Source organism: Aporhodopirellula rubra (assembly GCF_014192335.1).
GTDB classification, from domain to species: Bacteria; Planctomycetota; Planctomycetia; order Pirellulales; family Pirellulaceae; genus Rhodopirellula; species Rhodopirellula rubra.
Genome location: NZ_JACHXU010000065.1, coordinates 1 through 1,648, shown reverse-complemented (window position 1 = coordinate 1,648; position 1,648 = coordinate 1). Strand labels below are relative to the sequence as shown.

Here is a 1,648-nt window from a genome sequence, read left to right as displayed (position 1 = left end):
GTATCCTGTCCTTCGTTCAAGTTCCGTTTTCGTACAGGGGACTGGTTTCCCGAAGGAAACGGCACCCCACAAGTTCACGCCCATGTCGGGCGTACACATGCACGGGAGCACGGCTTGCGGGGTTTTTCGCAATGGATAGTCAACTCTCCGTGCCCCGTGATGTCCGACGTTACCCGACTGAAGAACTTGACGCTCGACGTTGATCGAAACGCTCTGAACGCTGCGATTGAACTGCTCGCAGACGCATCTCTCGTCGATGACGAGCTCGAAAAACGCGCCGCATCACTTCACGAGGATGCATTAACGGTTAGGAGGCTGATTGATTGGCCTCCCGAAGCGTTTGGGCTCGTTCTAATCGGGCACAAATGGTCCCTCACTCTACCGCAGACGTTTTTTGCGAATGACGAACGAGGCCGTAGGCGCGAATTTCCATTTATCGCCGAGCCGCTTTTCGCCGCATGCGCAGAAATTGCGACACAGATGATTCACAACGAAAACGACCGTGATCGTTTCACTGCGATTGCCAGTCGCGGTGCGATGCTGGACACTATCCACAACGCAGTGGAATCTGGTTCGCGGATTGACGGATGCGTTCTCTTCGGACCGATGCTGCTCGGAATACCTGCTGAAATCTACCGTTCGAAACCGCCATCTGCGTTCGGATGGCTTCGTGCTTTGTTTCGGGGACGAGTGAGTAACAATGACGTGCACCGAAGGCCCGGTGGATCGGTTAAATGAAATGGAGACGTCACTCCCGGGCCTCGGTGACGTCGGACGTTCGTCGGACTTTACGTGTTGGATTTCCTGCGCATCGTCTCGGCAAAGAGAGGCTCTAATCCCCCAAGCTACATGAAGACAGCGGCAAGGCCGTTGATTTAATAACCATTTGGGATTTCAAGATGAGTTCGACAGGCGTTTCACGTTGGCAGTTCTCTATTCGAGCGATCCTACTAGTGATGGCGGCGCTTGGGGCTTCCTTTTCAGTCGCGCTGATTCAATTTCGCCGCGTTCAGAAACAGAGTTTCGTGAAAAAGTCGGTGCGGCCAATCATTGACAAGCATGTTTCGTCAGTCGGTTACGTCAACGGGAGAATCGTATGGCTGCGAGCGAATGATATCGATCCACACCACCCCAACGAATTCGACCAGTGGATAGTGCCAATCACAATGAACGTGTACATCAATTCCGGGGATTTTGGCCCATACGCTGCGTTCGACAATCACGCGCTACGAAAGTTCGCGACCGAACATCCACACGTTCGCGCCTTGGACCTGCGACATTCGTCCGTCACCGATGCTGGCTTGCGCCATCTGGCCAAACTCAAGCAGCTAGAATGGCTATGGCTCGATGATAGCCAGTCGACAGATTCAGGGTTGTCGTACCTGTATGGCTTGGACGCGTTGCAGACAATTGTACTTGAGCTGAATGCGACGGATATTGAGTTGGTTCGTGTGCTACGAGAAACGCTTGTTGATTGCAGAATCATCGACAACTCCGATCTCGAACATATCACTTCGTCACTTTCCAATTGAATGCCATCGAAAATGAGTCGACGTGAACTCAAACCCGAAACGCAATTTATAGATGGCGTCAAAAAATCATTTTTGACGCTCATTGCCAGAAGCTAACTGGGCTGGCAAGGTTGTTT

The 1,648-nt window shown here is 52.2% G+C and carries 2 protein-coding genes; both read left to right on the top strand.

All coding sequences use genetic code 11. The annotated features are described in order from the left end of the window. Positions 1–159: 159 nt before the first annotated feature. Entirely contained in the window at positions 160–738 is a 579-nt protein-coding gene (locus tag FHS27_RS30630) for a hypothetical protein (protein ID WP_184310261.1), read from the top strand. A 161-nt stretch (positions 739–899) separates the two neighbouring features. Continuing rightward, a complete protein-coding gene (locus tag FHS27_RS30625) occupies positions 900–1,532 on the top strand; it encodes a hypothetical protein (RefSeq protein WP_184310259.1) in 633 nt (210 codons plus the stop codon). Positions 1,533–1,648 lie beyond the last annotated feature (116 nt).

Coding starts and splice junctions, on each gene's coding strand:
- FHS27_RS30630 (WP_184310261.1), top strand. CDS start 160: ATGTCCGACGTTACCCGACTGAAGAACTTGACGCTCGACGTTGATCGA.
- FHS27_RS30625 (WP_184310259.1), top strand. CDS start 900: ATGAGTTCGACAGGCGTTTCACGTTGGCAGTTCTCTATTCGAGCGATC.